Raw genomic sequence first — 26,149 nt, forward strand, 5'->3', positions numbered from 1 at the left:
CCCGACGACCGGCCGGTCCCTATCCCGCCGCGCCGGGGGTGTACGTCCCGAAGCTCCAGACGTTGCCCTCGGCGTCGCGGGCCATGTAGTCCCGCGAGCCGTAATCCTGGTCGGTCGGCGGCATCACGATCTCGACGCCGTGCGCCACGGCACGGGCGTGGTGCTCGTCCACGTCGGTCACGTGGACGAAGACGCCGACCGGGCCTGCGCCCGCCATCAGCTTGTCGAACTCGCTGCCCGTGCCCTTGCTGCCGAGCATCACCGTCCCGTTCCCGTAGGACAGCTCGGCGTGCACCACGCGGCCGTCCTCGCCCTCGTACACGGCGTCCGCGGTGAATCCGAACGCCTCCGTGAGCAGTCTGATCGCGCCCTTGGCGTCGTCGTACGTCAGCGTCGGACAGATGTCGGGTGCCTCAGCCATCCTGATCACTTCCTCTCGATGTGACCCGGATCTCGGTTCCGGGTCTCCGTCCGGCAGCCGCCGCCGACCCCGCACGCCGTCACCCGAAGGTGTCGCAGCGCGCCATGTCGCCCGTGGTGTAGCCCGTGCGGAACCACTGCTGCCGCTGCGCCGCGGAGCCGTGCGTCCAGTTCTCCGGCGTCACGCGGCCCTGGAAGCGCTCCTGGATCCGGTCGTCGCCCACGGCGCCCGCCGCGTCCAGGCCGTCGCGGATGTCGTCGTCCGTGAGCCGCGTGAGCAGCGGACGCCCGGTCCTGTCGTCCGGTGTGGTGGTGGCGTGCCGGGCCCACACGCCCGCGTAGCAGTCGGCCTGCAGCTCCACCCGGACGGCGCCCGAGGCCGCGCCGCTGCGGCCGTCCTGGGCGCGGGCCAGCGTCCCCGTCAGGTTCTGCACGTGGTGGCCGTACTCGTGCGCCACCACGTACGCCTGCGCGAAGGGTCCGCCGGTCGCGCCGAACCGGGTGCGCAGCTCCTCGAAGAAGTCCAGGTCGAGGTAGACCTGCCGGTCGCCGGGGCAGTAGAACGGGCCGACCGCCGAGGTCGCCGTGCCGCAGGCGGTGGCGACCCGCCCGCTGAACATCACGGTCGGGGCGTCCCCGTACCGCCCGCCGCGCCGCTGGTACTCCGCCCGCCAGAAGTCCTGCACGCTGTTGACGACGGCCACGATCCGGCAGTCCTCGCGGGTGTTCGCGTCCGAGCCCTTCCGGCAGGTCTGCTCCACCCGGGCGGCCGAGGAGGAGGTCGCGACCGGATCCTCGCCGTCGGAGGACAGGCCGAGCTGCTCGGGGCCGACACCGAACAGCAGGCCCAGGATCAGGGCGATGACGCCGGCGATCCCGCCTCCGACGGTGGCTCTGCCGCCCGGGATGCGGCTGCCCCGGACGTCCTTGACCTCCGAGGTGTCCAGGTTGGCGTCGTCGTCGAACTGCATGTCCACCGCCCTCCGCGTTTCTGCCGAGTATCGGGGAGTCCGGGCGCTTCCACCCCTTTTGCGGGCACCGGCGGCCGCCTCGGCGTGCGGAGGGGCCCGTGCGGGGCTTCACGGCGGACGTTCCGGAAGGGGTGGGAAACGCCCCGATCGCCCTGCCGGAGATCTGTGGCCCAAAAGCAGTTGCAGGGGGCCGTTAGACTGGCCGCATGGCCATTCTCCCCGTGCATTAGCGGCGTCGAAGCCCCGTCCAGCCGTCCTTCCGCCGTTTCCCACCGCCCTGGAGTCTGTCCGTGATCACCGCTTCCGGCATCGAGCTGCGCGCCGGCGCCCGCGTCCTCATCGAGTCCGCTTCCTTCCGCGTCGCCAAGGGCGACCGCATCGGCCTCGTCGGCCGCAACGGAGCGGGCAAGACCACCCTCACCAAGTGCCTCGCGGGCGAGGGCCAGCCCGCCGGCGGCACCATCACCCGCTCCGGCGAGGTCGGCTACCTCCCGCAGGACCCGCGCACCGGCGACCTCGACGTCCTCGCCCGCGACCGCATCCTGTCCGCCCGCGGCCTCGACGTCCTCATCCGCAAGATGCGGCAGAACGAGGAGCGCATCGCCACCGGCAGCGGCGCCACCCGGGAGAAGGCCCTCAAGCAGTACGAGCGCCAGGAGACCGAGTTCCTCACCAAGGGCGGGTACGCGGCCGAGGCCGAGGCCTCCACCATCGCCGCCGCCCTGGGGCTGCCCGACCGGGTCCTCGCCCAGCCGCTGCACACCCTCTCCGGCGGTCAGCGCCGCCGCATCGAGCTGGCCCGGATCCTCTTCTCGGACGCCGACACCCTGCTCCTGGACGAGCCCACCAACCACCTCGACGCCGACTCCATCGTCTGGCTGCGCGACTACCTCAAGTCCTACCGCGGCGGCTTCATCGTGATCTCCCACGACGTCGACCTGGTCGAGACCGTCGTCAACAAGGTCTTCTACCTGGACGCCAACCGCGCCGCGATCGACGTCTACAACATGGGCTGGAAGCTCTACCAGCAGCAGCGCGAGGCCGACGAGAAGCGCCGCAAGCGCGAGCGGCAGAACGCCGAGAAGAAGGCCGCCGCCCTCAACTCCCAGGCCGACAAGATGCGCGCCAAGGCCACCAAGACCGTCGCCGCGCAGAACATGGCCAAGCGGGCCGAGCGACTGCTCTCCGGCCTGGAGGCCGTGCGGGTCTCCGACAAGGTCGCCAAGCTGCGCTTCCCGGACCCCGCGCCCTGCGGCAAGACCCCGCTCACGGCGGAGGGCCTGTCCAAGTCCTACGGTTCCCTCGAGATCTTCACCGATGTGAACCTGGCCATCGACAAGGGCTCCCGGGTCGTCATCCTCGGCCTCAACGGTGCCGGCAAGACCACCCTGCTCCGGCTCCTCGGCGGCGTCGAGCAGCCGGACACCGGCACCGTCACCCCCGGTCACGGCCTCAAGCTCGGCTACTACGCCCAGGAGCACGAGACCCTCGACCCCGAGCGCACGGTCCTGGAGAACATGCGCTCGGCCGCACCCGACCTCGATCTCGTCGAGGTCCGCAAGGTGCTCGGCTCCTTCCTGTTCTCCGGCGACGACGTCGACAAGCCGGCCGGGGTGCTCTCCGGCGGCGAGAAGACCCGGCTCGCGCTGGCGACGCTGGTCGTCTCCTCCGCGAACGTCCTCCTCCTCGACGAGCCCACCAACAACCTGGACCCGGCCAGCCGCGAGGAGATCCTCGGCGCGCTGCGCACCTACAAGGGCGCGGTCGTGCTCGTCACCCACGACGAGGGGGCCGTCGAGGCGCTCGACCCGGAGCGGATCATCCTGCTGCCGGACGGTGTGGAGGACCTGTGGGGCGCGGACTACGCGGACCTGGTGGCCCTGGCCTGACCCTGCCCGCCCGGATGGATCATGCCGGGCTGGATCATTCGGCTCATGGGTGATCCTTCATCTGAGTGAGTGCGTCTGGTACCTCCGGCGCGGCCCCTGCGGAATCCTTCCGTCAGGGGCCGCGCCGCTCCGGTTTCCGCGGCGCGGCGCTGACCTGGGGGTTCCCGTTCCGGTGGACGTCGGCGGCGGCGCGGCGACAGGCGGAATGATCAATTCCGGTCGTGGCGGCGGCGGCCGCTCACGCCAAGCGAATGGCACGGACCTTGTCGAATGGGTGGCCAGGACGTCCGGGAGGGGTGATCATGAGAAGTCCAGAGCGCACTTCCCATGAGGAGGCACGGGTGGCCGAGACTCTGAAGAAGGGCAGCCGGGTGACCGGCGCCGCGCGCGACAAGCTCGCGGCAGACCTGAAGAAGAAGTACGACTCCGGTGCGAGCATCCGGGCGCTGGCCGAGGAAACCGGCCGCTCCTACGGATTCGTCCACCGGATGCTCAGCGAGTCCGGAGTCACGCTGCGCGGACGCGGCGGAGCGACACGGGGCAAGAAGGCGCCCTCGGCCTGACATCGGGGCGGCTCGATCGGGCCACCGGGTCTCTCGGTGGCCACCCGGTCGGCCGTGAGGCCGACCGGGTGGTTACTGTGCAGTCACTTAGCATCGGATGCAGTGCTGCACCGGAACCGGAGGCGCCCCATGACTTCGCTCCACGACTCTGAGCACGACAAGCACGAAGAGCGCGAAGAGCACGGACAGCTCGGAGAGCTCGTCATCGACAAGGACGGTGTACGGCTCACCGTCGAGGACGCCGTTGCCACGGTGACCCTGACCAACCCGGCGAAGCGCAACGCCCAGTCTCCCGCTCTGTGGCGGGCGTTGACGGAAGCCGGACGGTCACTGCCGGGCAGCGTGCGGATCGTGGTCCTGCGCGGCGAGGGCAAGTCCTTCTCCGCGGGCCTCGACCGACAGGCGTTCACGCCCGAGGGCTTCGACGGAGAGCCGTCCTTCCTCGACATGGCCCGGGGATCCGACGAGGACCTCGACGCCGTCATCGCCGAGTACCAGGACGCCTTCACCTGGTGGCGCCGCAGCGACATCGTGTCGATCGCCGCCGTCCAGGGCCACGCCATCGGCGCCGGCTTCCAGCTGGCCCTCGCCTGCGACCTGCGGGTCGTCGCCGACGACGTGCAGTTCGCCATGCGCGAGACCAGCCTGGGCCTCGTGCCGGACCTCACCGGCACCCACCCGCTGGTCTCCCTCGTGGGCTACGCCCGCGCGCTCGAGATCTGCGCCACCGGACGCTTCGTCCACGCCGACGAGGCCGAGCGCATCGGCCTCGCCAACCTCGCCGTGCCCGCCGCCGAACTCGACAGCGCCGTACGCGACCTCAGCGCCGCCCTGCTCGCCGCGCCGCGCTCCGCCGTCATCGAGACCAAGGCCCTGCTCCAGGGCGCCTCCGGCCGCTCCTACGAGGACCAGCGCGTCGCCGAGCGGGCCGCGCAGGCACGCCGTCTGCGCGACCTGGCGGGGCTCGGGGACTGAGACCCGCCCAGGGAGGAGCCGGCCCGCTCGCGCGCGTACGGGCCGGCCGATCACCGCGGTGGTCACCGCAGTTCCGACACCACCACCGTGACCGTCGCCGCTCCAGGCGCCGCTGCCGCGACGGCCGTGCGGACCGCCCGGGTGACCGTGAGGGGGTGGTGTCCGCCCGTGACCGCGACCTCGACGCGGATGCCCGCCGGCGTGCGGACGACGGGCGCGCCGAAGGCGTCGGTCAGGGCGGCCACCCCCGGGGCGCCGAGGGCCGCCAGGGCGGCCGGGTCGTCGGGGGCCGGTGGGGAGGTTCGCCCGGGTGGCGGAGGGGCCGGCGGGGAATCCGGCGCCGCGTCCAGCAGGTCCGTGATCCGCAGGTTCACCTCGGCCACCGCGAGGCCCAGGGTGCCCTCCGCCGCGTCGAGGAGCGCGGCCCGCAGCCGGCTCGCGAGCTGGGGGAGCGGCCGGCCCGTCACCGCCGCGAAGTCCAGGGACACGCGGAGTCCGCCGGGTGGGAGCCCGCCCGGGGGGACGGGGAAGACAGGCTCCGCGGAGGAGTCCGCGAGCCGGAAGCGCGGGCGGTCCGGGACCACTCCGCGTACGCCGTGCGCTGCCGTCGTCAGCAGCGTCCGTACTGCCTGTTCGGCGATCCACGCCCCGTCCGCCGCTTCCCCCAGCGGCAGCAGCCGGTCCGTCGTGCGCCACACCTCAGCCGTCGTCATTGCACCAGCCTGCCGCATCCCCGACGCGAACTCGGGCAAGCGCCCTTAATGTGGGCGAATAAGGCTGAACCTTCACGGAAGGGACGAGTGACGATGGCTGACAGCGTGCACTCCGACCAGCAGAACCCGGTCACCAAGCGGGGCGGCGGAGATCCCGCCTCCCGGGGCCGGACCACGATCGCCGACGGCGTCGTCGAGAAGATCGCCGGCCTGGCCGCCCGCGACGTCGTCGGCGTCCACGCCATGGGCAGCGGGATCTCCCGCACCCTGGGCGCCGTCCGGGACCGCGTCCCCGGCGGTGGCGGCGGCAAATCCGGCGTGACCCGGGGCGTCAAGGCCGAGGTCGGCGAGGTGCAGACCGCGCTCGACCTGGAGATCGTCGTCGACTACGGCGTCTCCATCTCCGATGTCGCGGGCGCCGTGCGAGAGAACGTCATCGCCGCGGTCGAGCGCATGACCGGCCTGGAGGTCGTCGAGGTCAACATCGCGGTCAGCGACGTCAAGCTCCCGGACGAAGAGGAAGAAGAGCCGGAGAGCCGGCTCCAGTAGCAGGCGACGTGACGAACGGAAAGGGCTCAGCATGAGCATGGCGGTGATCGGCCTGGTGGCCGGCATGGCGCTCGGCTTCGCCGGGTATTTCGGCGGCTTCGGCGCGTTCGTCCTGGTCGCGGCCTTGGGAGCGATCGGCTTCGTCGCCGGTCGGTTCCTGGACGGCGACCTGGAACCCGGCGACCTCTTCCGGGGTCGCGAGCGCGGCGAACGGCGGCGGTGACCCGGGGTGGTGGAGCTGGTGAAGGACCGGGTGGGGGCCGCCGCCCGGGGAGCGACCACGATCGCCGACCGGGTCGTCGCGAAGATCGCCGCCCAGGCGGCCCGCGAGGCGCTGGACGCCGTCCCCGCGGAGGGCTCCGCCCCGCACGCCTCGGTGGTCGTCCACCGTGACGCCGCCCGGGTCTCGGTGAGCCTCGAACTCGACTACCCGTCCGACATCGGCCGCCAGTGCGGCGCCGTGCGCGGGCGGGTCCGCCGCCGGGTCGAGGAACTCGCCGGCATCGAAGTCCACGAGGTCGCGGTGCACGTGGAACGCCTGCACTCGGCGCACACCGCGCACCAGAGGAAACGGGGGCGACTGGCATGAGCGGCGCGACCGAGACCGTACCCGTGCTGAACGAGGACGAGCACGAGGCACCACCGAGGGGCGCCGGGCGCCGGTTCTGGGCCGTCCGGCGGATCCCCGCGGCGATCCTCGCCGCCCTCGTCCTCGGCGGAGCGGGGCTGCTGCTGTACGACATCGCCGCCGTCCGCGCGGACCGCGGCGCCATGGCCTGGCGCCGCTCGCTCGCCGAGGACCTCGCGACCCGCACCACCGACAACGCCTGGGCGCTGGCCGCAGCGGCCCTCGCCGTGCTCCTCGGCGTCTGGCTGCTGCTCCTCGCGCTCACCCCCGGTCTGCGGACCGTCCTGCCCATGCGCCACGAGCACCCCGACGTCCGCGCCGGACTCGACCGGGAGGCCGCCGCGCTGGCCCTGCGCGACCGCGCCATGGAGGTGTCCGGCGTCCAGTCCGTCCGCGTCAGGGTGGGGCGGTCCAAGGCCACCGCGCGGGCCGTCTCCCACTTCCGGGAACTCGACGACGTGCGCCGCGACCTGGAGACCGTCCTCGCCGGCGGCATCGACGAACTCGGCCTCGCCCACCCGCCGGTCCTGACGGTACGGGTGTCCAGGCCGCCCAGGAAGGGGTGACGGGATGACCCGCGTACTGCGGCGCGTCAACAGGATCGTGCTGGCCCTCGTCGGCCTGCTGCTCCTCGTCGTCGGCGGAGCCGTGCTCGCCGCCGGCCTCGGCCTGTCCGTCCCGTCCTGGTGGCCGTGGTCCGGCCCCGGCGACGTGCTGCTCAGCCGCTCCGAGCGGCAGCACTGGCGCGGCGAGGGCTGGTGGTGGCCGGCGGTCATCGCCCTGCTCGGCCTCGTCGTGCTGCTCACCCTGTGGTGGCTGATCGCCCAGTTCCGGCGGGCCCGGCTCCGCGAGGTGCTCGTCGACAGCGGCGACGGCGAGGAGGCAGTGGTGCGCGGCCGGGCCCTGGAGGCGGTCCTGGAGGCCGATGCGCTCGCCCAGGACGGCGTGGCCAGGGCCCGGGTCGCGCTCACCGGCAACCGCGCCGCGCCCCGCACCCGGGTCGCCCTGCTCCTGGAGCCGTACGCCTCCCCGGGCGACGCCCTGGCCGCCCTCTCCGACAAGGCCCTCGGCAACGCCCGTACCTCGGCGGGCCTCGAAGCCCTGCCCACCGAGGCCCGGCTGCGGGCCGTGAAGCACCGGGCCCGGCGGGTGGCCTGAGCCTCAGAAGCCGCTGCGGGCACCGCCGTCCACCGGGAGCATCACACCGGTGAGATAAGAGGCGGCGGGCGAGAGCAGGAACGCGGCCGTGCGGCCGAACTCCTCCGGGGTGCCGTAGCGGCGCAGCGGAATCGCCGCCTCGTTCGCCGCACGGGCCGCGTCGGCGTCCCCGGACATGGCGTCCAGCGAGCGCACCCGGTCGGTGTCGATCCGCGACGGCAGCAGACCCACCACCCGGATCCCGCGCGGCCCCAGGTCGTTCGCCAGGGACTTGGCGAAACCGGCCAGACCGGGGCGCAGCCCGTTGGAGATGGTCAGACCCGGGATCGGCTCGTGCACCGAGCCGGACAGCACGAAGCCGATGACCCCGCCCTCCGGCAGCGCCTCCGCCGCCGCGCGGGCCAGGCGCACCGCGCCCAGGAACACCGTGTCGAAGGCGCTCGCCCACTGCTCGTCGGTGTTGTCGGCGCCGAAGCCCGGCGCCGGGCCGCCCACGCTGATGAGGATGCCGTCGAAGCCGCCGAACCGGCTCCGCGCCTGAGCGATCAGCCGGGCCGGGGCCCCCGGGTCGGCGTTGTCGGCGGCCACGCCGGCCGCGTCGGGTCCGAGCGCGGCCGCCGCCCGCGCGACCGTCTCCTCCTCGCGCCCGGTGAGCAGCACCTTCGCGCCCTCCGCGAGCAGCGCCTCGGCGGAAGCCCGGCCGAGCCCTCGGGTCGCGCCGGTCACGACGTACACACGGTCCTTCAGCCCAAGATCCATGGCCCGATTCTAGGTCGCCGTCCCGCGGACGGGCCTCGGACACCCGTACGGTGTGCGGCATGACTGACCTCACCGACCACTGGACCTCGCCGCCGGACCGCATGGTGCACGGCGCGCTCGGCCGGTGCGACCTCACGATCCTGCTGCCCCCGTTCACCGTGGACTCGGGCGGCTTCCCGGCCAATGATCCCGCACGCGCGCGGGAGTTGGCGCTCGCCTTCGGCACGGTGGAGGAGGTGCTGGAGGAGCTGGAGCCCCGGGGGGCGATCGAGGCCCCGCCGTATCCGGCCGAACGGGCCGACCTCGACGTGGTCCTGGCCGGGGCGTGGGGGCACGTCCTCGGCATCAGCGACCTCGCGCTCGCCGACGACGGCAACGACGAGCCGCTGCTGTACGAGGCGCGGAAACTGCGCGAGCGGTTCCCCGACGCCAGGATCTTCGGCCGGGTCTCCTTCGACCCGGGCGACTCCCACACCGAGGACCTCGTGTGGCTGCCCGACGGCACCCTGTTCCACGCCTCCGGCTGGCCCGGCTCGGATCCGTGGGAACTGACCGGCGATCCGTACGAGGTCACCGCCGCGCTCGGGATCACGGAGGAGATGCTGGAGGACGCCGACCTCGACCTGGACGCGGAGCCCGAGGAGGTGGAGTGGGCCGACCTCGTCTCCCTGGCCCTGGGGGACGCCGATCCGTGGGCGCTGCCGCAGCCGCGCGTGAGCGCCTTCCGGGTCCGGCACACCGCCTCCTACACGCGGCGCATGGAGGAGCTCTTCCTTCCGGATGTGTGACAACCCGCCCTGATCTTCGCCGAATTGACACGCCGTCGTAGGCATGACCCTGCCATCTCTGTCAGTGCCGGGGGCTAGGGTGAAAATCCGGGGCGGCGTCATGTCACGGGGGCTTCACGCGCCGCCCCTCATCCCCCTCACGGCCCCCACCACGAGGGAAGGCTCGACACTTGAACAGGGCGATACGCACACCCCGGCGATGGCGGCTGGTCGCGCGGTTCGCGGCCGCGCTCGGCCTCGCCGGGGCCGTCACCCTCACCGGACTGCCCGGTGTGCCGGTCGAGGACAGTGCCGCCGTGCCCACCACGGCGAGGCTGAAGCCCGGCACGGGCAAGCGCTGCGACACCAAGCACCTGGGCAAGGCGTACGGCACGACGCCGGTCAACTCCGGCTTCCCCACGGCGCCCGGCACCAACTTCGACAAGTGGGGCGGCGACCCCAAGAACTTCAACTACCCGCTGCCCGGCAAGGCCTTCGACGGGCTCAAGGCCCCGACGGCCGCCGAGAAGACCAAGGCGCTCTCCAAGGTCCCCGGGGACCCGAAGAAGAACGTCGAGGCGTGGAAAGAGCAGGCGGCGAAGACCAACGATCCCGCCGACAAGGCGATGGAGATCTACGCCCGCTACCTGGAGAAGCAGCGCTCGCAGAGCTTCGAGCGCTGGTTCGACAAGACGTACATCCGCAACGAGATCAACCTCAACAAGGGAGCCGCCTTCGAAGCGCGGCTCGTCCGGGACTTCCGGCTGATCGGCCCCGACTGGCTGTGCGAGGTCTACGTCGAGATCTTCGACGAGAACGGCAAGAAGATCGCGACGCGCAAGTTCGACGCGTACAACCAGCGCACCAAGGAATTCAACGAGTTCAAGTCGAACAGCACCCTCACCAAGAAGCAGCTCGGCAACGACCGCGTCATCGCCCGGTCGATGCCCGACCACACCTTCCGCTACTCCGGCGCCAAGAACTTCGACGCCAAGCAGCGCAAGCTGATCGACGACTTCAACCGTGACGTCGAGCAGATGCGCCCGGGCAAGAAGAACCAGGTCCGCGGCTTCCAGCGGCAGTACAACGCCATCCCGCAGACCAAGCCCATCCGCGGCTACTCCCGTTACGACACCTGGTTCGCCCCCGGCTGCCAGGGCGGCCCGGCCGGACAGCCCCGGCTCGCGGCCGCGAGCAGCTGCGGCACCCGCGGTCCGCTCAACGACCGGATCAACGGCTCCGGCCGCACCGCGAACGAGGCGAAGCAGATCCAGGCCGAGGCCCGCCGGCTCGACACCCGCGGCACCCTGCCGCGCGGCGGCCCGGGCGGCGTGGACTTCACCACCCTCGAACTGCGCTACGTCGGCGGCCTCGCCAAGGGCAAGGGCATGCAGTACTCGATGAAGGCCGACATGATGCCCGACCCGGACGAGAACCCGGGCTTCGGCGGCCAGGCGTCGATGCAGCTCGCCTCCGACGCCCTCTTCACCTGGCTGGCGCTCACGCCGGACAAGTTCTGGGTCAACCTGAACCCGGACGAGCCCCACCGCGTCATGGACGCCAAGTTCGCCTCCACCGACGCCGGCCGGGTGCTGCTCGAGGCGGACCTGCGGATGAAGCACGACTTCTACAAGGCCATGGACCCCAAGACGGACCTCGGCAAGCGGTACTGGGCGGCACTGCCCAAGGAGAACGGCAACCCGTGCATGCCGGGCCTGCGCAACTGGATCGAGCCCAAGCCCGCCCAGGTCCGCGAGCAGGACGGCGGCATCTACATCCTGGACGCCCCGCTGGCGCTGAAGTCCACCGCGCAGAAGACCGTCACCCAGGGACCGGGCGAGCCGATCTGCGACCCCGGCCCCGAGGAGATCAAGGCCGCGCAGAAGGTCGTCGACTCGATGATCGTGCCCGAGGTCGAGAAGATGATCAACACCGCTCCGCAGTACGCCGACCTGCGCCGCGTCTACACCTCCCGGGTGGCCGCCGAGTGGATCCGGCAGCAGGACGCGAAGAAGGAGAGCGACTTCCGCCCGATCATCAACAGCGGTGACGTGAGCAAGTGGCCGCTGCGCGCCCCGAACGAGAAGTGGGACAAGGACGAGCTCTTCCAGCGCTACCGGAAGATCTACATCGAGGGCGAGTTCACCTACGACATCGACACCGACCACGGCGTCAGGGTGTACATCGTCGGCGGCGTCGACTTCTCCCGGCAGCCCAAGAAGAACATCACCAAGGTCCGCTTCGACACCGAGAACCGCACGCTCGACACCACCACGCGGACCTCGATGCAGGCGGACGACACCTCCTACCGGGACACCGACATCCTCTACATCGGCGGTGACTCCTCCGGCGACACCAGCGGCGGCACCCCGACGCCGACGCCCACCCCCACGCCGACGCCCACGACACCGAAGCCGACCGGGGAACCCACCCCGACGGACCGGCCGTCGCAGAGCCAGACGCCGGCGCCCAGCCAGAGCCCGGGACGCCCCGGCGGCGACCTCGCCGACACCGGATCCGACACGCCCGTCGGCACCATCGCCGGCGTGGCCGCCGCGGTGATCGCCGCCGGCGCGGGCCTGGTCTGGTGGATGCGCCGTCGCCGCTCCACCACCGGCTGATCCGCCACCCCGGCTGACCGGCCACCGGCCGAACCGGCCGTACGCTCGCGGGGCCCCGCTCTCACTCGGTGAGGGCGGGGCCCCGCTCGTCGTCCGCCTCGGCCAGCGCGAGCGCGGTGCCCACCAGACCGATGTGGCTGAAGGCCTGCGGGAAGTTCCCCAGCTGCCGCCCCGACGCCGGGTCGTACTCCTCGGCGAGCAGCCCCAGATCGCTGCACAGCCCCGCCAGCCGCTCGAACAGCTCCCGCGCCTCCTCCGGCCGGCCCGTCAGCAGCAGCGCGTCCGCCAGCCAGAACGAGCACACCAGGAACGTGCCCTCCTCGCCCGGAAGACCGTCCACCGAGGCGCCCGCCGTCGAATACCGGCGCACGAAGCCGCCGTCCATCAGCTCCCTGCGCACCGCCTCCACCGTGCCGAGCACGCGCGGGTCCTCGGGCGGCAGGAACCCGATCCGGGGGATCAGCAGCGTCGCCGCGTCCAGCTCCAGCGATCCGTACGCCTGCGTGAAGGTGTTGCGCACCGGGTCGTAACCCTTCTCGCACACCTCCGCGTGGATCTCGTCCCGCATCGCACGCCAGCGCGCCGGGTCCCCCGGCAGCGAGGGGTCCTCCTCCAGGGTGCGCACCGCCCGGTCGGCCGCCGCCCACGCCATCACCTTGGAGTGCACGAAGTGGCGACGCGGACCGCGCACCTCCCACAGCCCCTCGTCGGGCTCGCGCCAGGTCGACTCCAGGAAGCCCAGCAGGCTCAGCTGGAGGTTCCAGGCGTGCCGCTCCGGCGGGATCCCGGCCTCCCGCGCCCGGTACAGCGAGTCCATCACCTCGCCGTACACGTCGATCTGGAGCTGCTCCACGGCCGCGTTCCCGATCCGCACCGGCGCCGAGTCGGCGTAGCCGCGCAGCCACGGCAGCGTCGTCTCGGGCAGTCGGCGCTCCCCGGCCGGCCCGTACATGATCTGCAGGTCGGCCGGGTCGCCGGCCACCGCGCGCAGCAGCCAGTCGCGCCAGGCGGCCGCCTCCTCGACGTACCCGGCCGACAGCAGCGCGCCCAGGGTGAGGGAGGAGTCGCGCAGCCAGCAGGCCCGGTAGTCCCAGTTGCGCACCCCGCCGAGCTCCTCGGGCAGGGAGGTGGTGGGCGCGGCGACGATGCCGCCGGTGGGGGCGTAGATGAGGGCCTTGAGGGTGATCAGGGAGCGCACCACCGCGTCCCGGTAGGGTCCCCGGTAGGTGCAGCGGCCCGCCCATGCGCGCCAGTCGGCGAGCGAGTGCTCCAGGGCCTCGAAGGGGTCGACGAGGGCGGGGCGCGGCTCGTGGGAGGGGTGCCAGGTGAGGACGAACGCGACCTGCTCGCCGGCGCTGACGCTGAAGGACGACCAGGTGCCGAACTGCTGGCCCCAGGTCTTCACCGGTGGCTCGCTGCGCAGCCACACGGAGTCCGGTCCGGCGACGGCGACCCGGTGGCCGTCGCAGCGGCGCACCCACGGCACGACCGAGCCGTAGTCGAAGCGCAGCCGCAGCACCGCGCTCATCTCCACGGTCCCGCTGACGCCCTCCACGATCCGGACGACGTCGGGCGCCTTGTCGCGCTGCGGCATGAAGTCGACGACCTTGACGGTGCCGGTCCGCGTCTCCCAGAAGGTCTCCAGGACGAGGGTGTCCTCGGCGTAGCGGCGGCTCGTGCACGTGGTGGCGCCCTTGGGGGCGATCCGCCAGTGGCCGTTGTCCTCGTCGCCGAGGAGGGAGGCGAAGCAGGCGGCGGAGTCGAAGCGGGGCAGACACAGCCAGTCGATCGACCCGTCTCGGCCGACGAGGGCGGCGGTCTGGAGATCCCCGATCAGGGCGTAGTCGTCGATACGTTGCGTCACGCTTTGGGCTGTTCCCGCCAGCGGCGGTGGTCAATCAGTTCGGGGGGTGGGGGTGACGGACCCCTCACACGGAGGCGGTGGCCGGCTCCGGGGTCCCGCCCGCCTCTTCCGCCTCTTCCGCCTCGCGGGCCGCCGTCTCCCGGTCCCGCTTCTCGCGCCGGGCCAGGACCACCCAGCCGATCGGGACGCCCGCGGCGAACAGCCACCACTGGACGGCGTACGCCATGTGCGCGCCGATCGAGTCGTGGTCGGGGACGGGGATCAGCTCGGGGGAGCCGCCGGCCGGTTCGGGCGCGGTCTGCTGGATGTAGCCGCCGAGGACGGTACGGCCGAGCAGCGCGGCCTGCTGGGCGCTGTTGACCAGCATCACCTGACGGTCCGGCAGGCCCTTGAGGTCCTTGATGCCGCTGGCGCCGGTCGTCTCGTCGGCCATGAGGCGTCCGGTGACGGTGACCTCGCCCTTGGGCGCGGGGGGCACCTCGGGGTAGTCGCGCTGGTTGCCCGCCGCCGGGATCCAGCCGCGGTTGACGAGGACGACCTTGCCGTCCTTCAGGACGAGCGGGGTGAGCACGTGCACGCCGACCCGCTCGTCGGCCGAGACCCGGCGCCGCACCACGACCTCGTGCGCGGTGTCGAAGGTCCCGGTGGCGGTGACGTGACGCCAGTAGTCGGCGCGCGCGACGGTGTGCCCGGGGGAGGTGAGCTCCTCGACCGGGACGGGCTTCGCCGCGAGGTTGTCCGCGATCAGGGCGTTCTGGGCGACCCGGCGTTCGTGCCGGTGGAACTGCCAGAAGCCCAGCTCGATCATCACGGGGATGAGGGCGAGGGCCACGAGGGTGAGGATCACCCACTGCCGGGACAACAGGAAGCGGTACACCCCACGACGGTACATCCGGTGTCGCGGGGTGCACGCACGGGGGTTCCGGTCGCCGGGGCGACCGGCCAGAGGATCGTTTCGTCACACCTTGTCGACGATGCCCACCTTCCCCTCCGCCCTCGCGCAGTGGCCGCCGCAGTACCAGCTGCCCTCCACCTCGACGCCCTGCCCGATGATCTGGACCCGGCAGTGCTCGCAGATGGGCGCCATGCGGTGGATGGCGCAGGCGAAGCAGTCGAAGACGTGCACCGCGCCCTGCGCGTGCACCTCGAAGGACATGCCGTAATCGTTTCCGCAGACCTCACAACGTGCCATGCGCCACAGGGTGCGGCCACGCGCGGGCGAAGGGCGGGCGGCGCGCCCGGCCGTCACCCGTCTGCCGGGGTCACATCCCGCAGCAGTTGGGCGTACGCGGCCTCGTCGACGATCGGGGTGCCGTACGCCTTCGCCTTGACCGTCTTGGAGGTGGCCGCGTCCGGGTCGTTGGTGACGAGCAGGCTGGTGAGCCGCGACACACTGCTCGCCACGTGCAGCCCGGCCTCGACCGTGCGGTCCTCCAGGAGCTCGCGGTCGACGGAGGTGTCGCCGGAGAACGCCACCCGCATGCCCTGCTTGAGTGGTTTGTCTGATTCATAACGGCCCGGGTTGGGATACGGGCACGCCGGCCGCTTGCGCGAGGGCCGCCAGCTGTTCGCCTGGTACGCGGCCTGATGGCCGATCCGCGGCCGCTCCGGCCCCGGCACCCACTCCGTCAGCGGCCGGCACTCCAGCAGCGGCAGTCGCACGTTCCGCTCGGCGGCCGCGTGCAGACTCGGGCGGAACGCCTCCGCCAGGACCCGGGCGTCGTCGAGCGCGTGGTGCGCCCGCTGCTGCACCACGCCGAAGTGCGCGGCCAGCGACTCCAGCTTGTGGTTGGGCAGCGGCAACGACAGTTCCTTGGACAGCGCGATGGTGCACAGCCGCTGCCGCACGGGCGCGGTGCTCTTCGCCCGCGCGTACTCCCGGGCGATCATCTGCCAGTCGAACATCGCGTTGTGCGCGACCAGCACCCGCCCGTCGAGCCGCGCCGCGAACTCGTCGGCGATCTCGGGGAACAGCGGCGCGCCCTCCAGGACGTCACTGGTGAGCCCGTGGATCCACACCGGTCCCGGATCGCGTTCGGGATTGACGAGGGTGTACCAGTGGTCCTCGACGTTCCCCTGCGCGTCGAGCCGGTAGACGGCAGCCGACACTATCCGGTCGTCGCGGGCGAGGCCGGTGGTCTCCACGTCGACGACCGCGTACCCCTGTGGGTAGGCGGCCGGCCACGTCGCTGCTGTCGTACGGTCGTCGAGCATGGTCACTGAGAATACGGGCCGCCACCGACATCCCGGTCCACCGGTCTCCCCCCGGCGGCCGGATCCGGCCGCCGCGCCGAGGTCCGGCCCCACGGAGCGGGGCGCGCCCGGCGAGCGGCAACGCGCGTTCCGGCAGGCCCGGTTCGCGAGCCCCCGCGACCAGCGCAGCCGTCCGCGCGGCGCGCGGCGCAGGCCCGGTGCGCCGCGCGCCACCGGACCGATCCCCAACTCCCCCCGCGCACCTGGGGCCGCGATTGCCGCCCGCCCCCACGTCGCCGACGCGCGACCAGTCCGGCCGTCGACCCCGGGCGGGTCGTTCCCTGTCCGGTGGGACACCGGATGCGAACCTCCTGGAGTGACTGAAGCCCCCGCACACGACGAGGCCCACGGCGGCGGCCTGGGCACCCGGCTCAACTGGCTCCGGGCCGCCGTGCTCGGAGCCAACGACGGAATCGTGTCCACCGCGGGCCTGGTCGTCGGCGTCGCCGGCGCCACCGAGTCCCGCTCCACCCTGCTCACCGCCGGCCTCGCGGGCCTGCTCGCCGGCTCGATGTCCATGGCGGCGGGGGAGTACGTCTCGGTGTCCACCCAGCGTGACTCGGAGAAGGCCGCCCTCGCCCAGGAGCGCCGTGACCTGCGCGAGCGGCCCGAGGCCGAACTCGCCGAACTCACCGAGCTCCTGGCCGCCCGCGGCCTCACCCCGGACGTCGCCCGCGAGGCCGCCGAACAGCTCACCGCACGCGACGCCCTGCGCGCCCACGCGCGCGTGGAGCTGGGCATCGACCCCGACGACCTGACCAACCCATGGCACGCCGCCGGCGCCAGCTTCCTCGCCTTCACCGCGGGCGCCCTGCTCCCCCTGCTCGCGATCGTGCTGCCCCCGGCCGCCCACCGCCTCTGGATCACGGTCGCCTCCGTCCTCGCCGCCCTCGCCCTCACCGGCTGGTCCTCCGCCCGCCTGGGCGCCGCCCCACCGACCCGAGCCGTCCTGCGCAACACGGCGGGCGGCGCGCTGGCGATGGCGGTGACGTACGGGGCGGGGACGCTGCTGGGGGCGGCGGGGGTGTGACGGGGGAGGGGGGAGGGGATCAGAGGTAGGTGATGTCCTCTTCGTGGACCTTGACCTGGATCCGCTCCGGGATGCCGGGAGGGCGCCCGCCCGGCAGGCCGCAGAACGAGAACCGCACGAGGGCGAGCTCGGGCAGTTCGGCGAGGGCCTCCAGGCCCCGCACGCCCGGGCACCGACCGATCCAGAGTTCCCTCAGCCCCTGGTGCGGCAGCACCCCTGAGAGGTCGAGGTCGTCGACGCCGAGGATCTGCAGGGTCCGCAGGGGTGAGCCCAGGGACATCTGTTGCAGCTGGGCCCACTGGGCCGCGCCCGACACGGAGAGCCAGTTCAGCTCCGGCCAGTTCTCGATGCCGTCGAGCCGGACCGTGCTCGCGTGGTGGAACAGACCGAGACCGGTGAGCGCCGGGCCGAAGGGAAGGTCCCCCGCCGCCCCTTCCGGGGGCAGGTAGTTCACCGTCAGGTGTCGTAGATCCGGGAGGTAGGACAGCGTGGACAGCGCGGTGCCGTCCGGCGGATCGTAGAGATGCAGGCTGGTCAACGGCAGCCCGGCCAGCGACGAGAGGTCGCCGAGCGGGCGGCAACGGCTGAGGCTCAGAGTCCGCAAACGGGGAAGGCGGCGCAGCGGGGCCAGGTCGTGCAGCCGGTCGTTCTCGCCGAGGTGGAGATAGGTGAGCGCGTCGTGCCGCAGTACAGGCTCCGGAAGACCGTGGTCGCCCCAGAGGGTGAGCTCACGGAAGGCGGGCAGCCGGGGCAGCAGCGCGAGCTGCTCGGCGTTCCGCACGGAGAGGTGGTACTCGGCGGCGGCGGGGTCGCTGAGGACGGCCTCCAGGTATTCCACCGGGTCGAACGAGGACCAGGAGGCACCGAGCTGGAAGCCCACGGTGCTCCGCCGGTCACCTCGGAACCGCGCGACCACCTGCAGGGCGGCGTCGCCGCCGACGACGGCCGCCGTCCGCACCACGGCCTCGGCTTCCTGCTCCGACAGCCCGTCGGGGCCCGGCAGCAGCGGCAGGACGAGCTCCCCCACCTTGGCCAGCTCCTCCGCCTGCCGGAACGATCGCGGCGGCACGAGCACCCTGGTCCGCTCCCCGACCTCCCTCCGGACCTCCGGATCCAACTCCGGCGCGTGCTCCAGACACGCCGCCGCCAGCAGCACCAGGCGGTCACGCAGCCTCGGCGCCCGGTCCGCGCGGCGCAGCAGTCCCTTCAGGAGGCGGACCCGCTCCTCCACGCGCGCGTGGCCCACGGCCATCTGCACCACGTCGTCCCAGGTGTCGTCGTGGGCGTTCTTCACGAGGACGCCGAAGTCGCGGGCCTCGACCGCCGCCTTCGCGCCCAGGTAGTCCTGGAACGTGCGGTGCACGAAGCCCACCGAGCCCTGCGCCGGTTCGCGCAGCAGTCCGCTGCGGATCAGCAGGTGGGTGAAGACCTGCTCGGGCGCCTCCTTGACCTGCGGCATGGCGGTCAGCCACTCCGCGACCATCTCCTCCGCCTCGCCGCGGTCGGTCTCGACCTGTCCGTTGCGGATCAGCCAGTACGCGAGCCGCTGGAGCAGGGCCGTCTGCTCCTCGCGGGTCAGGTCGACCCCCTCGACACCGCAGATTTCGCGCTCCGTGTCCCGGCGCACGAGCAGCATGTCGAGGGCGGCGTCGTACAGCTCCTTCCGCGCGCGCGGGAGCTGCATCCGCCGGTCGCGGTTCAGGGCGCACAGCAGCGCGCACATCAGCGGGTTGGTGGCGAGCCGACCGAGGTCCCGGCGGGCGGCGACGGCCTGGCGCAGCGAGGTCTCGTAGGCGGCGAGCGCCTCGTCGTCCGGGTCGTCGAGCCGGGCGGCGGCATGCCAGTGCGCCAGGAAGGCGCGGATGCCGTCCCGGTCCATCGGCAGCAGGGTGTGCGGGACGAAACCCTGCCGGGACAGCCACTCCTCGGGGACCGCCGACGGGCGGGTCGTGACCACGTACCGGGCCCGGGGGAAGGCCGTCACCAGTCCCTTCAGCCAGGTCTCGGTCCGCTGCCGGAGCCGTACGGGCACCTCGTCCACCCCGTCGACGAGGACCAGGGCGCGACCGCTCGTGAGGAGCTCCTCGGCCCAGCCGCTCGGAGCGCTCAGCGGTACCCCGGTCGCCCTGAGGAAGTCCTCGGGCACGGGCAGCGTGTCCGACGAGGTGAAGGCGCGCAGCCGCAGCACGAACGGCACACAGCGGTTCCAGTCGGTGAGCTCGCCGGAGAAGGAGCGGCGGGCGGCGTTCAGGGCCAGCCACTGCACCAGCGTGCTCTTCCCGGATCCGGCGGGGCCACGCAGCAGCAACCGGTCGGTGGTGGTGAGCGCCACTTCCGTGGTGACCGCGACCGGCCCCGTGCGCGCGAAGCCGTGGGCGGCTGCCTCCGGTCCCGCGTCCCCGCTCACCGCCAGGCTGATGTACGCCGTGTCCAGCGGCCACTCGCGCGCCGAGCGCCCCAGCGTCAGACCGAAGAGTTCAAGCCGGCCGTGCGTCGCCGCCACGTACCGCGCGTACCGCTCCTCGAAGGCGAGGGCCTCCGCCTCCGGCCGTGGCCGGTCCGAGGCCAGGGACTCCACCGCGTCCCGGGTGCGGTCCGCCGTCCGCAGCTGTTCCACGGCAGCCCGGGCCGGGAAGGACGGATCGGCGGTGTGCTGCTCCACCAGGTGGGCGCAGCACAGTTCGAGCAGCTCGTCGTAGAGATCCAGGGTCCTGCCGGAGAGGCCGGGGTCGGGGGAACGCAGCTCGCCCTGCAGCCGCGCCGGATCGAGGCCGGCGGCGAACAACCGGTCCGCGTCGATCGGGCCCGCCGCCGCGAAGGCGTCCCGTACCCCGTCGACAGCCGCCAGCCGTTCGTGCTCGGGCAGCGTCCCGTACCGCTCCACGAGCCGTCCGCCGAGGACCTTGGCCAGACGGTCCGGTCCTGCGGGCCGGGGAAGAAGCGGTCGGACGGGGGAGGGGACGAGGCCCGCTCCCTTCCTCGGCGTGGCGACGGACCGCACGACGGACCCCAGCACTGTCCCTGCGAGGCGCACAAGCGCAACTTCCAGACCCTGCAAGCCAGTTCCTCCCCCACCCTCGATGCGCCCCGCGATCGTACGCCGCCACGTCTTGTCGGAAGGTGCCAAAGCTTGCTGACAAGCCGTCTCGCATACTTGTCGGTAACGACGTCTAGCCGCGCCCGCCCCTCGCGCCTACCGTCGTCCGCATGCCGAACCTGCCCGATGTCGTGCTCTGGTCCATACCGGCGTTCGTCCTGCTCACCGTCCTGGAGATGGTCAGCTACCGGATCCACCCGGACGAGGACGCCGCCGGGTACGAGACGAAGGACGCCGCCACCAGCATCGGGATGGGGCTGGGGAGTCTCGTCTTCGACGCGCTGTGGAAGATCCCGGTCGTCGCGATCTACACCGCCGTCTACGAGCTGACGCCACTGCGGGTGCCCGTGCTGTGGTGGACGATCCCGCTCATGCTGCTCGCCCAGGACTTCTGCTACTACTGGCAGCACCGCGGGCACCACGTCGTCCGGATCCTGTGGGCCTGTCACGTCGTGCACCACAGCAGCCGGAAGTTCAACCTCACCACCGCGTTGCGACAGCCCTGGACCAGCCTCACCTCGTGGCCGTTCTACCTGCCGATGATCGCGCTCGGGGTGCACCCGGCCGCCGTGGCGTTCTGCTACTCGGTCAACCTCGTCTACCAGTTCTGGATCCACACCGAGCGGGTCGGGAAGCTGCCTCGGCCCTTCGAGTTCGTCCTCAACACCCCCTCGCACCACCGCGTCCACCACGCCTCCCAGGGCGGCTACCTGGACCGCAACTTCGGCGGCATCCTCATCGTCTGGGACCGGATGTTCGGCTCCTTCGTGCCCGAGACCGACAAACCCGTCTACGGCCTCACCAAGAACATCGAGACCTACAACCCGCTGCGGGTCGCCACCCACGAGTACGCCGCCATCGCCCGCGACCTGAAGGCCGCGCGCAGCTGGCGCGAGCGCGGCGGGCGGCTGTTCCGCGGGCCCGGCTGGCAGCCGGGCCCCGAGCAGCCCAAGGCCGGCGGCACCCAGGGCGGCACCGCACCCGAGCCCGCCGCATGAGCCGGCCCGACCGCGCCCCGGCGCCCGCGACCGCCCCCGCCGCCGAGGACCCCCGTGGCCCGCGCGCCTCCCGCGCCGCACGCCTCCTCCTCGGCGCCTTCCTCCTGGCCGCCGCCGTCGACCTGGTCTCCCTGCTCGCCGGCGCCGAGCTCGGCCACCGGATCGCCAAGCCCCTCCTGATGCCGCTGCTCGCCGCGTACGCGGTCGCCCGCGGCGGCCCGAGGCTCCTCACCGTCGCGCTGCTCTTCGGCTGGGGCGGCGACGTCTTCCTCCTCCTCGACGCGGACTGGGCCTTCCTCGTCGGCATGGGCTCCTTCGCCGCCGGACACGTCTGCTACCTGGTCCTCTTCGGCCGGCGCCGGACCTCCCCGGCTCTCGGCGCGCTCTACGCCGCCGCCCTCGCCGGCACCGTGACCGCCCTCTGGCCCGACCTGCCGGCCGAACTGCGCGTCCCGGTCGCCGGCTACTCCCTGCTGCTCACCGCGATGGCCTACCGGGCGAGCTCCCTCGGCCTCCTCGCCGGCGCGGGCGGCGCGCTGTTCCTGCTGTCCGACACCCTCATCGCCACCGGTGTCGCCGACTGGCCGCAGCCGCCCGTCCCCGACCTCTGGGTCATGCTCACCTACATCGCGGCGCAGTTCCTGCTGACCGAGGGCGCCCTGCGCACGGGGTACGGTGAACGCCGTACGACCGTCTGACAGCGAGGACCCATGCGCGCCACCACCATCCACGCCCCCTTCGACATGCGCGTGGAAGACGTGCCCGACGCCGTGGTGCGGGACGCCACGGACGCCGTCGTCCGCGTGGTCCGCGCCTGCATCTGCGGCAGCGACCTGTGGGCCTACCGCGGCGAGTCCGCCCGTACCCCGGGCCAGCGCATCGGACACGAGTTCCTCGGGATCGTCGAGGAAGCCGGCGCCGACGTGCGCGGCCTGAAGCCCGGCGACCTCGTCGTCGCCCCCTTCGTCTGGTCCGACGGCACCTGCGACTACTGCGCCGAGGGCCTCCAGACCTCCTGCCCCAACGGCGGTTTCTGGGGCTCGGCCGGTTCCGACGGCGGCCAGGGCGAGGCCGTCCGCGTCCCCTTCGCCGACGGCACCCTGGTGAAGCTGCCCGCCGACGCCGCCTCCGACGACCACCTGCTGACCGCGCTCCTGGCCCTCTCCGACGTCCTGGGCACCGGCCACCACGCCGCCCTCGGCGCGGGCGTCCGCAAGGGCTCCACCGTCGCCGTCGTCGGTGACGGCGCCGTCGGCCTCTGCGGCGTCCTCGCCGCGCGCAGGCTCGGGGCCGAGCGGATCATCGCCCTCGGCCGGCACACCGCCCGCACCGACATCGCCCGCGCCTTCGGCGCCACCGACGTGGTCGCCGAGCGCGGCGAGGCCGCCGAGGCGGCCGTGCGCGAACTCACCGGAGGCCACGGCGCCCACGCCGTCATCGAGGCCGTCGGCACCGAGCAGTCCATGCGCACCGCCGTCGCCGTCACCCGCGACGGCGGCTCCATCGGCTACGTCGGCGTCCCGCACGGCAGCGGCACCGGCCTCGACCTCTCCGTCATGTTCGACCGCAACATCGCCCTGCGCGGCGGCGTCGCGCCCGTCCGCGCCTACATCCCCGAGCTCCTCCCGGACATCCTCGACGGCACCATCGACCCGTCCCCGGTCTTCGACCTGACCGTCGGCCTCGAAGGCGTCCCCGGCGGCTACCGGGCCATGGACGAGCGCACCGCCCTCAAGGTCCTCGTCAAGCCCTGACGCCCCACACCGGTTCGTCGGCCCCCGCCACGCCCGGCGGGCGCGACCAGTCGGCCGGACCGCCCTCGTACGCCACCGGCGACAGCGCGTACCGCAGCCGGCCCAGCGGGCCGTCCCTCTCCGCCAGGTACCGCTCCGGCTCGTGGCGGGGAAGCGCGTGCGCGAGGAAGTGGCCCGTCTGGGCGAGCGCCAGCCGCACGAGCCGGCTGCCGCCGTCCCGGTCCCGCTCGGTCAGCGAGCGCAGCACCGCCGCCGCCAGCAGATAGCCCGTGCCGTGGTCCAGGGCCTGGGCCGGCAGCACTCCCGGCCGCTCCTCGGACCCCTCGGTCACGGCGATCCCGGTCGCCACCTGCACCAGGCTGTCGAAGCCGCGCCGTCCGCCCCACGGCCCGTAGTCGCCCCAGGCCGAGAGCCGGGCGGTCACCAGACCGGGCCGGTCGAGGCCGAAACGGTCCAGCGCGCCCGGGCGGTAGCCGGTCACCAGCACGTCGGCGGCGTCGAGGAGTTCGTCGAAGGTCCGCCGGTCCGAGGGCCGGTCCAGGTCCAGGGCGGCGGTCCGCTTGCCGATGTCCGCGTCCGCGTGCTGGTCCGGCAGCTCCGGACTGCCCGGCGGGTCGATCCGCAGCACGTCGGCACCGAGCAGCGCGAGCGTCCGCGTCGCGACCGGCCCCGCGATGACCCGCGTCAGGTCGAGGACCCGCAGCGGGCCGCCGGACCGGCGGCGCGGCGCGGCCTCGTCCAGCCGCTCCCGGGTCAGCAGCGGCCGGGCCGCCACCTCGCGGCCCTGCTCGTGCGCCGCCCACTGGTCGGGGCCGCGCAGGGCGACGGCCAGGCCCCCGGCCGCGTACACCGCGCTCTCGATCTCGACGGCCCGTCGTCCGGCGATCGCCGCCGCCACCGCGTCCACGGCGTCGGCGGAGCCGGCGCGGACGCCGAGAGCGGCGAGCAGCGCCGCCTGGTGGTGGGGGTAGTTGGCGTGCGTGCGGACCCAGCCGTCCGACGCCCGCCAGAACCGCGACAGCGGCGCGAAGCTCACCGGCGCCCGCCCGTCCACCCGCAGATGACGCTCGCTCACGAAGGCCGTCGCCACCGCCCCGTCGCCCACCCGCACCCGCCCCGGCAGCCCGGCCCGCTCGACCGCAGCGAGGGAGCAGACGGCGACCGTCGCCCGGGCCAGGTCCATCACCGGAAGACGCGCCCCCAGCAGTCCCGAAGGCCCCCCGTACTCCACCCGGTCGACCAGGGCGGGATCGCCGCCCAGGGCCGACCACAGCAACTCCGTACCCGTTCGCACCGTGGTGTCCATGGGAGAACTATGAACCGCCCGTGGCACTCGGTGCCACGGGCGGTTCACCTGCGAGCGGACGCCGTTACTTGCGGACGGCGTCCAGCGCGTCCACGAGACCGGCCCCGTAGAAGCCGTTCTTGTTCACGTCGCCCTCGCACACCGCGTCGACGGTGCCGTTGCCGTCGATGTCGTAGGGGTTGGTGCAGGCGCGGTCGTCGGCCTGCGCGGAGAGCAGGGCCTTCAGCGCGGCCGGGCTCGCGTGCGGGTGCGTCGACTTCAGCAGCGCGAGGACGCCCGCCGCGTGCGGCGCCGCCATCGACGTGCCGGCCTTGTAGTTGAAGCCGCCGTTGACCGTGGTCGACAGGATGCGGCCGTTGACCGCCGGGGCGTCCGGGGTCTGGTACTCGGTGCGGTCACCGCCCGGCGCGGCGACGTCGATGACGCCGAGACCGTAGTTGGAGTACGACGCCTTCAGGTCCTTGGCGCCGGTCGAGGACACCGTCACCACGCCCGGCAGCATCGCCGGGTAGTCGAGGCAGATCTTCGGGTCGATGTCCCGGTCGACCGGGGTGCTGTCGTTCGGGCTGCTCTTGTCCAGGATGGAGTCGGCCGCCAGGTCGAACTTGGAGTTGCCGGCCGCGGCCACGTTGACCGTGCCCTTCTTCTCCGCGTACCGGGTCGCCCGGGTGACCGCCTCGAGGAGGGCCTTCTGGTCCTCGTCGTTCTTGCAGGCGAACATCCACGGGTCGGTGTAGTAGCTGTTGTTCGTGATGTCGATGCCGTTCTCGGCCGCCCACACGAAGCCGCAGACCACGGCCTCCGTGTAGAAGAAGCCCTCCGGCGTCGACACCTTGATGCCGGCGAGCTTCACGCCCGGCGCGACACCGGTGATGCCGGTGCCGTTCTTGGCGGCGCCGATGGTGCCCGCCACGTGGGTGCCGTGGTCGCTCTCGCCCGCGCCCGGACGCCACGACCCGGGGGTCGTGTCGGCCTTGCCGCTCACGCAGTTGGCGGAGGCGGCGGCGTCGAAGTTCGGCGCCAGGTCCGGGTGGGTGTCGTCCACGCCGGTGTCGATGACGCCGACGGTCACGCGCTTGCTGCCGAGGGTCTTGCGGTGGGCCTGGTCGGCCTTGATGGCCGGCAGGTCCCACTGCAGCGGCTCCAGCGCGTCCTGCTCGCCCGTGGCGGCGGCCGCGGCGGCCCTGGCCTCGGCCGCGGTGAGCGCCTGCGCGTCCTCGCCGACCGAGGTGTCGGTCGCGGCGGACAGCGGGGCCGTACGGGTCGCGCCGGCCGACACCACGCCCCGCGCCTGGCGGATCGTCTGCGCGAACTGCGGGTTCTGCGAGTGGACGACGATCACGCCGATCTGGTCGTAGGCCACGACCACCTCGCCGCCGGCGGCGGCTATCGCCTTCTTCACCGACGCGGCCGTCCAGCGGCCGTGGTCGACGTTGACGACGTACGACAGCTTCGGGCCGTTCGTGGCGACGGCTGCCGTCGGGACGTCGCTCAGCTCCGCCGCGGAAGCCGCCCCCGAGGGCAGGAAGCCGAGCGAGGCCGTGAGCGCGAGACCGGCCGGCAGAGCGAGTACTCGGCCGCGCCTCGATCCCAGATGAGCCATGGGTTCTCCACATCATCCGTATGTACTGTCCAGGCGCCGATTGCGCATGGACAGGTGCATGACGAGTGAAGCTATCGCCGATCTTCCCCGGTCATCAATGGGATGAGCCGACTTCATGGAGATCCGGGGAAGAAAAAACATCGGCGTGAACCACTTCGCGGCCCGCTCCGTGCCGTTGAGCAGGGGAGGGGCTCCGCCCGGACCCCCGCCTCCCACCCTCGGAGAAACCCC

At 72.8% G+C, this 26,149-nt stretch carries 25 protein-coding genes; 14 read left to right on the forward strand and 11 right to left on the reverse strand.

Annotation, left to right across the window (positions count from 1 at the left end):
* Positions 1–19: 19 nt before the first annotated feature.
* Positions 20–421 carry a VOC family protein gene (locus tag ABD954_RS26610; RefSeq protein ID WP_345489659.1) on the reverse strand — a complete coding sequence of 134 codons (402 nt, stop codon included), beginning with the start codon at positions 419–421 and terminating at the stop codon, positions 20–22.
* 79 nt (positions 422–500) lie between these two features.
* Positions 501–1,391, reverse strand: coding sequence for a KPN_02809 family neutral zinc metallopeptidase (gene ypfJ / locus ABD954_RS26615; RefSeq protein ID WP_345489661.1), 891 nt, complete (start codon positions 1,389–1,391; stop codon positions 501–503).
* 290 nt (positions 1,392–1,681) lie between these two features.
* Between ypfJ and ABD954_RS26620 the strand changes: the two genes are divergently transcribed.
* The 3 genes from ABD954_RS26620 to ABD954_RS26630 all read left to right on the forward strand — a co-directional run bounded on the left by ABD954_RS26620 (position 1,682) and on the right by ABD954_RS26630 (position 4,818).
* Positions 1,682–3,280: an ABC-F family ATP-binding cassette domain-containing protein gene (locus ABD954_RS26620; protein ID WP_345489663.1), complete on the forward strand. Its 1,599-nt coding sequence runs from the start codon at positions 1,682–1,684 to the stop codon at positions 3,278–3,280.
* Between the two features lie 341 nt (positions 3,281–3,621).
* On the forward strand, positions 3,622–3,843 hold the full coding sequence (locus ABD954_RS26625) for a helix-turn-helix domain-containing protein (RefSeq protein WP_043439149.1): 222 nt from the start codon (positions 3,622–3,624) through the stop codon (positions 3,841–3,843).
* 36 nt (positions 3,844–3,879) lie between these two features.
* Positions 3,880–4,818, forward strand: a complete 939-nt coding sequence (locus ABD954_RS26630) for an enoyl-CoA hydratase/isomerase family protein (RefSeq protein ID WP_382745667.1) — start codon at positions 3,880–3,882, stop codon at positions 4,816–4,818.
* A 62-nt stretch (positions 4,819–4,880) separates the two neighbouring features.
* Here the strand turns inward: ABD954_RS26630 and ABD954_RS26635 are convergent, their stop codons facing one another.
* Positions 4,881–5,531, reverse strand: coding sequence for a hypothetical protein (locus ABD954_RS26635; RefSeq protein WP_345489670.1), 651 nt, complete (start codon positions 5,529–5,531; stop codon positions 4,881–4,883).
* 93 nt (positions 5,532–5,624) lie between these two features.
* Here ABD954_RS26635 and ABD954_RS26640 point away from each other — a divergent pair, with 93 nt between their 5' ends.
* Genes ABD954_RS26640 through amaP form a run of 5 tightly spaced genes read left to right on the forward strand, consistent with a single transcriptional unit; the run spans position 5,625 to position 7,866 of the window.
* Complete coding sequence (locus ABD954_RS26640) at positions 5,625–6,080, forward strand: Asp23/Gls24 family envelope stress response protein (RefSeq protein ID WP_345489672.1); 456 nt, start codon at positions 5,625–5,627, stop codon at positions 6,078–6,080.
* Between the two features lie 31 nt (positions 6,081–6,111).
* Positions 6,112–6,303, forward strand: coding sequence for a hypothetical protein (locus ABD954_RS26645; RefSeq protein WP_345489674.1), 192 nt, complete (start codon positions 6,112–6,114; stop codon positions 6,301–6,303).
* A 9-nt stretch (positions 6,304–6,312) separates the two neighbouring features.
* The gene (locus tag ABD954_RS26650) at positions 6,313–6,669 is read left to right on the forward strand and encodes an Asp23/Gls24 family envelope stress response protein (RefSeq protein WP_382745686.1); all 357 of its coding nucleotides are present in this window, start codon (positions 6,313–6,315) and stop codon (positions 6,667–6,669) included.
* Positions 6,666–7,274: a DUF6286 domain-containing protein gene (locus ABD954_RS26655; protein WP_345489676.1), complete on the forward strand. Its 609-nt coding sequence runs from the start codon at positions 6,666–6,668 to the stop codon at positions 7,272–7,274. Before ABD954_RS26650 ends, ABD954_RS26655 begins: the two co-directional genes overlap by 4 nt.
* Positions 7,275–7,278: 4 nt before the next feature.
* A complete protein-coding gene (amaP, locus tag ABD954_RS26660) occupies positions 7,279–7,866 on the forward strand; it encodes an alkaline shock response membrane anchor protein AmaP (protein ID WP_345489678.1) in 588 nt (195 codons plus the stop codon).
* 3 nt (positions 7,867–7,869) lie between these two features.
* Here amaP and ABD954_RS26665 read toward each other — a convergent pair whose 3' ends face one another.
* Entirely contained in the window at positions 7,870–8,625 is a 756-nt protein-coding gene (locus tag ABD954_RS26665) for an SDR family oxidoreductase (RefSeq protein WP_345489680.1), read from the reverse strand.
* A 59-nt stretch (positions 8,626–8,684) separates the two neighbouring features.
* On the opposite strand from ABD954_RS26665, the gene ABD954_RS26670 reads away from it, so the two are divergent.
* Positions 8,685–9,413, forward strand: coding sequence for a DUF6333 family protein (locus tag ABD954_RS26670; protein WP_345489682.1), 729 nt, complete (start codon positions 8,685–8,687; stop codon positions 9,411–9,413).
* A gap of 170 nt (positions 9,414–9,583) precedes the next feature.
* Positions 9,584–12,013: an LAETG motif-containing sortase-dependent surface protein gene (locus tag ABD954_RS26675; protein ID WP_345489684.1), complete on the forward strand. Its 2,430-nt coding sequence runs from the start codon at positions 9,584–9,586 to the stop codon at positions 12,011–12,013.
* Positions 12,014–12,074: 61 nt separating this feature from the next.
* Here ABD954_RS26675 and ABD954_RS26680 read toward each other — a convergent pair whose 3' ends face one another.
* The 4 genes from ABD954_RS26680 to ABD954_RS26695 all read right to left on the reverse strand — a co-directional run bounded on the left by ABD954_RS26680 (position 12,075) and on the right by ABD954_RS26695 (position 16,097).
* Entirely contained in the window at positions 12,075–13,877 is a 1,803-nt protein-coding gene (locus ABD954_RS26680; protein ID WP_345489686.1) for a glycoside hydrolase family 15 protein, read from the reverse strand.
* Positions 13,878–13,941: 64 nt separating this feature from the next.
* A complete protein-coding gene (locus ABD954_RS26685) occupies positions 13,942–14,754 on the reverse strand; it encodes an SURF1 family cytochrome oxidase biogenesis protein (RefSeq protein ID WP_345489687.1) in 813 nt (270 codons plus the stop codon).
* Positions 14,755–14,835: 81 nt separating this feature from the next.
* Positions 14,836–15,069, reverse strand: a complete 234-nt coding sequence (locus ABD954_RS26690) for a hypothetical protein (protein ID WP_078489738.1) — start codon at positions 15,067–15,069, stop codon at positions 14,836–14,838.
* A gap of 53 nt (positions 15,070–15,122) precedes the next feature.
* A complete protein-coding gene (locus tag ABD954_RS26695; RefSeq protein ID WP_345489689.1) occupies positions 15,123–16,097 on the reverse strand; it encodes a DEDDh family exonuclease in 975 nt (324 codons plus the stop codon).
* A 349-nt stretch (positions 16,098–16,446) separates the two neighbouring features.
* On the opposite strand from ABD954_RS26695, the gene ABD954_RS26700 reads away from it, so the two are divergent.
* Entirely contained in the window at positions 16,447–17,160 is a 714-nt protein-coding gene (locus ABD954_RS26700) for a VIT1/CCC1 transporter family protein (RefSeq protein ID WP_345489691.1), read from the forward strand.
* 19 nt (positions 17,161–17,179) lie between these two features.
* Here ABD954_RS26700 and ABD954_RS26705 read toward each other — a convergent pair whose 3' ends face one another.
* Positions 17,180–20,194, reverse strand: coding sequence for an NACHT domain-containing protein (locus tag ABD954_RS26705; RefSeq protein WP_382745664.1), 3,015 nt, complete (start codon positions 20,192–20,194; stop codon positions 17,180–17,182).
* Positions 20,195–20,367: 173 nt separating this feature from the next.
* Here ABD954_RS26705 and ABD954_RS26710 point away from each other — a divergent pair, with 173 nt between their 5' ends.
* The 3 genes from ABD954_RS26710 to ABD954_RS26720 are packed head-to-tail and all read left to right on the forward strand — an operon-like array spanning position 20,368 to position 23,009.
* A complete protein-coding gene (locus ABD954_RS26710; protein ID WP_345489695.1) occupies positions 20,368–21,255 on the forward strand; it encodes a sterol desaturase family protein in 888 nt (295 codons plus the stop codon).
* Positions 21,252–21,953 (forward strand): lysoplasmalogenase, encoded by a 702-nt coding sequence (locus ABD954_RS26715; RefSeq protein ID WP_345489697.1) that lies wholly within the window; start codon positions 21,252–21,254, stop codon positions 21,951–21,953. Before ABD954_RS26710 ends, ABD954_RS26715 begins: the two co-directional genes overlap by 4 nt.
* 12 nt (positions 21,954–21,965) lie before the next feature.
* A complete protein-coding gene (locus ABD954_RS26720) occupies positions 21,966–23,009 on the forward strand; it encodes a zinc-dependent alcohol dehydrogenase family protein (protein WP_345489699.1) in 1,044 nt (347 codons plus the stop codon).
* Here the strand turns inward: ABD954_RS26720 and ABD954_RS26725 are convergent.
* Together ABD954_RS26725 and ABD954_RS26730 are read right to left on the reverse strand one after the other, a co-directional pair.
* Positions 22,999–24,315 (reverse strand): CoA transferase, encoded by a 1,317-nt coding sequence (locus ABD954_RS26725; RefSeq protein WP_345489701.1) that lies wholly within the window; start codon positions 24,313–24,315, stop codon positions 22,999–23,001. The two genes, ABD954_RS26720 and ABD954_RS26725, sit on opposite strands and share 11 nt — an antisense overlap.
* A 64-nt stretch (positions 24,316–24,379) precedes the next feature.
* Positions 24,380–25,918, reverse strand: a complete 1,539-nt coding sequence (locus ABD954_RS26730) for a S8 family peptidase (protein ID WP_345489703.1) — start codon at positions 25,916–25,918, stop codon at positions 24,380–24,382.
* Positions 25,919–26,149: the final 231 nt, after the last annotated feature.

Source organism: Streptomyces roseoviridis, from assembly GCF_039535235.1.
GTDB lineage: Bacteria > Actinomycetota > Actinomycetes > Streptomycetales > Streptomycetaceae > Streptomyces > Streptomyces roseoviridis.